Source organism: Variovorax sp. 20P10.2.4, from assembly GCF_058244205.1.
Map to the genome: position 1 here is coordinate 1 of NZ_JBZAYE010000725.1, position 3,399 is coordinate 3,399.

The following is a 3,399-nucleotide window of genomic DNA, read 5'->3' on the forward strand; positions in this document are numbered from 1 at the left end:
ATGCGCGACACCGTGCTGCCGATGCGGTCGAACACCGACTGCGGCAGCCAGAAGATCGCGGCCGCGCCGACCAGCAGCAGCGCGACCACGGTCAGCAGCGCGCGCGACGGCAGCCCACCCGAACGGCCGCTGCCCCAGCGCGAGGTGCCCGAGACGATGTGGGTCTTGAGATTGCGGTCGGCCACCGCCACCGCGGCCTTGGGCGCGCCCGGCAGCTTGGCGAGCACCGGCGCCGGATCGACGCGCAGCGCGCGGCAGACGCTGCTGGCCAGCGCGCGCGCGAACACCGGATCGGGCAAGGCGGCGATGTCGTCGGCCTCGAGCGCCAGCAGTTTCTGCGCCGGCACCTTGAGGGCGGCCGCGACCATCTCGATGTGCAGGCCGTGCGCTTCGCGCGCCTCGCGCAGCATGGTGCCGGCGGACTTGTTCGTGTTGTCGGCTTCCTCGAGCGGAATCACCGCGGAAGTGCCGAATTCGGAAACCCGTTCAGTCATTGAAATTCCCGCGCTCGAACGCCGAAGCTTCGCGCGACTGCGGGAAGCGGCGCTGCAGCTGCCCGCCCAGCTGCGCGACCGCCTCGCGGTTGTTGAGACTGCGCTCGATCTTGATCCCCAGCCACAGGGTTTCGGCGTTGGCCGAGGGACCGTTGTTGACGCGGCGCACGTAGAACTGCGCGCGCGACCATTCCCCACGCTTCGCGAGCAGCGAGGCGAGGTTGAAGCCGACCACCGGATTGCCGGCATCGATCTCGTAGGCCGCCTGCAGCGAGCGCTCGGCCTCGACGGGCTGGCCCGCGCGCATCTCGCACAGGCCCTGCGTCATCAGCGTCTTGGCGCGTTCGGTGTAGGCCGGCGTGGCCAGCGCCTCGGTGAACTGCTGGGCGGCGTCGCGGTAGCGGTTCTGCTGGCACAGCAGCCAGCCGTAGTTGTGGCGCGTGTTGCCGTCGCGCGGATTGAGCGCCAGCGCGCGGCGGAAACTGTCCTCGGCCAAGCCGGCGTCTTCCATGCGCATGTAGACCAGCCCGCGCAGCGCGAAGGCGTCGGCATAGCTGGGGTCGGCGTTGAGCGCCTGCTTGATCTCGTCGAGCGCGACGGTGTTCTGGCCATGCTCGAAATAGCCGGCCGCGAGTTCCATGCGCAGGCGGGCGCGACGACGGGCGTTCGACTCGTCCGACTCGGTGACGAGCTGCGGGCCCGAGGACGAGCTGGCCGAATCGAGGCTGGTGGTCGTGGTGCGGGTGTTCACGCACCCCGAGAGCAGCAGCGCCGCGAGGCCCGCGAAGCTGGCCACCAGCACGCGTTGCAGCCCGGCGCTCGCCGTCGGAAAAGCCATGCTCATCGGTTCAATGCTCCTGGGAGGCGGTGGAAGCGGCCTTGCGGACCGGATGCAACACGACCGTTCGCTCCGTTCCCGAGGCGGAAGACGCCAGGCGGCGCTGCGCCATGCGCTCGGCCGCGCGGGTGCGGTCCTTGACGTCGCCGGCCAGTTGGCCGCAGGCGGCGTCGATGTCGTCGCCGCGCGTCTTGCGCACCGTGGTCACCAGGCCGGCTTCGCTCAGCATCTTCGCGAAGGCCAGCACGCGCGGCTGCGGCGAACGCAGCAGGCCCGATGCCGGGAAGGGGTTGAACGGGATCAGGTTGAACTTGCACGACACGCCGTGCGTGCGCACCAGCTCGATCAGCTGGCGCGCATGCTCGGGCTGGTCGTTGACGCCGTCGAGCATGCAGTACTCGAAAGTGATGAAGTCGCGCGGCGCGTGCGCGAGGTAGCGCTTGCAGGCCTCGAGCAGCTCGGCGATCGGGTACTTGCGGTTCAGCGGCACCAGGTCGTCGCGCAACGGATCGTTGGGCGCGTGCAGCGAGACGGCGAGCGCCACCGCGCAGTCGGTGCCCAGGCGGTCGATCATCGGGACCACGCCCGAGGTCGAGACCGTGACGCGGCGGCGCGAGAGGCCGTAGCCGTTGTCGTCGAGCATGGTGCGCAGCGCGGGCACCAGCGCCGAATAGTTCTGCAGCGGCTCGCCCATGCCCATCATCACCACGTTGGAGATGACGCGCTCGTCGCGCTTGAGGTGCTTGCGCAGGAAGTGCTCGGCGAACCAGAGCTGGGCGACGATCTCGCCCGTGCTCAGGTTGCGGCTGAAGCCCTGGTGGCCGGTCGAGCAGAAGCGGCAGCCGACCGCGCAGCCGGCCTGGGACGACACGCACAGCGTGCCGCGGTCGTCCTCGGGAATGAAGACGGCTTCGACGGCATTGCCGTCACCGACGTCGAACAGCCACTTGATCGTGCCGTCCTTGGATTCGTGCCGGGTGATGACCGGCAGCGCCTCGACGCGCGCGGTCGTCGCGAGTTTCTCGCGCAGCGACTTGGCCAGATCGGTCATCTGGGAGAAGTCGCTGGCGCCACGCTGGTGAATCCAGCGGAACAGCTGCGTGGCGCGGAATTTCTTCTCGCCGAGTTTTTCGCAGAACGCAGCCAACCCCTCGAGATCGAAATCGAGCAGGTTGGCCGTGGTCATGGATTCGGTCGAGATGCGGCTTCAGCGTGCGTAGACGTTGAGGCCGGCGAAGAAGAACGCCACTTCGTTGGCGGCGGTTTCGGGAGCGTCCGAACCGTGCACGGCGTTGGCGTCGATGCTGTCGGCGAAGTCGGCGCGGATGGTGCCGGCTGCGGCCTTCTTCGGGTCGGTGGCGCCCATCAGGTCACGGTTCTTGGCGATCGCGTTCTCGCCTTCGAGCACTTGCACGAACACCGGGCCCGAGATCATGAACTCGACCAGGTCCTTGAAGAAGGGACGCTCCTTGTGCACGGCGTAGAACTGCTCGGCTTCGTTGCGCGAGAGGTGCACCAGCTTGGCGGCCACGATCTTCAGGCCGGCGGCCTCGAAGCGGGAAACGATCTTGCCGATGACGTTCTTGGCGACGGCGTCGGGCTTGATGATGGAGAGGGTACGTTCGATAGCCATGGAAGTGCTTTCTGAGCTTGCTTGATTCTGAAGTTTTTTGTCACAACTGCAACGATATTGTTGCGCTGTATCCCGACAAAGCCCGCGATTTTAACCGGCGGGATTCACCACCTTGGTGAAAACCCCGCGAAAGGCCGCGCGGGCGCGGCTGTTTTTGTTCAGCGGCCGCGGCGCCGGCCACCGCCACCGCCCTGCCCGCCAAAGCCGCCGCCACCACCGCCCCCACCGCCCCCACCGCCACGGCGGCTGGAACCGCCCTGGCGCTGTTCCTTGCGCTGGCGCGTGAAGCTGTCGGCGCCGATGTAGCCCAGCGAGGTCTTCATCGGATCGGGCTGGTTGGCACCGCTCGGCGGACGGTCGTCGCCGCCCTGCCGGTTGCGGTTGCCGGCATTGTTGTTGCCGTTGTTGCGCCGGCCCTGCTGCTGTTGCGGCGG

General features: G+C 68.0%; 4 protein-coding genes and 1 pseudogene. All 5 read right to left on the reverse strand.

Annotated elements, in window-relative coordinates:
* A partial coding sequence (locus tag AC27VN_RS36360; RefSeq protein WP_490879774.1) for a helix-turn-helix domain-containing protein occupies positions 1–494 on the reverse strand: 494 nt, incomplete at its 3' end.
* Positions 487–1,338 carry a type IV pilus biogenesis/stability protein PilW gene (gene pilW, locus AC27VN_RS36365; protein ID WP_093342617.1) on the reverse strand — a complete coding sequence of 284 codons (852 nt, stop codon included), beginning with the start codon at positions 1,336–1,338 and terminating at the stop codon, positions 487–489. The genes AC27VN_RS36360 and pilW, both read right to left, overlap by 8 nt.
* A gap of 4 nt (positions 1,339–1,342) precedes the next feature.
* The gene (rlmN, locus tag AC27VN_RS36370) at positions 1,343–2,518 is read right to left on the reverse strand and encodes a dual-specificity RNA methyltransferase RlmN (protein WP_490879775.1); all 1,176 of its coding nucleotides are present in this window, start codon (positions 2,516–2,518) and stop codon (positions 1,343–1,345) included.
* A 21-nt stretch (positions 2,519–2,539) separates the two neighbouring features.
* Positions 2,540–2,965 carry a nucleoside-diphosphate kinase gene (ndk, locus tag AC27VN_RS36375; RefSeq protein WP_019653122.1) on the reverse strand — a complete coding sequence of 142 codons (426 nt, stop codon included), beginning with the start codon at positions 2,963–2,965 and terminating at the stop codon, positions 2,540–2,542.
* 158 nt (positions 2,966–3,123) lie between these two features.
* A pseudogene (locus AC27VN_RS36380) lies at positions 3,124–3,399 on the reverse strand (pseudouridine synthase); the annotation flags it as partial.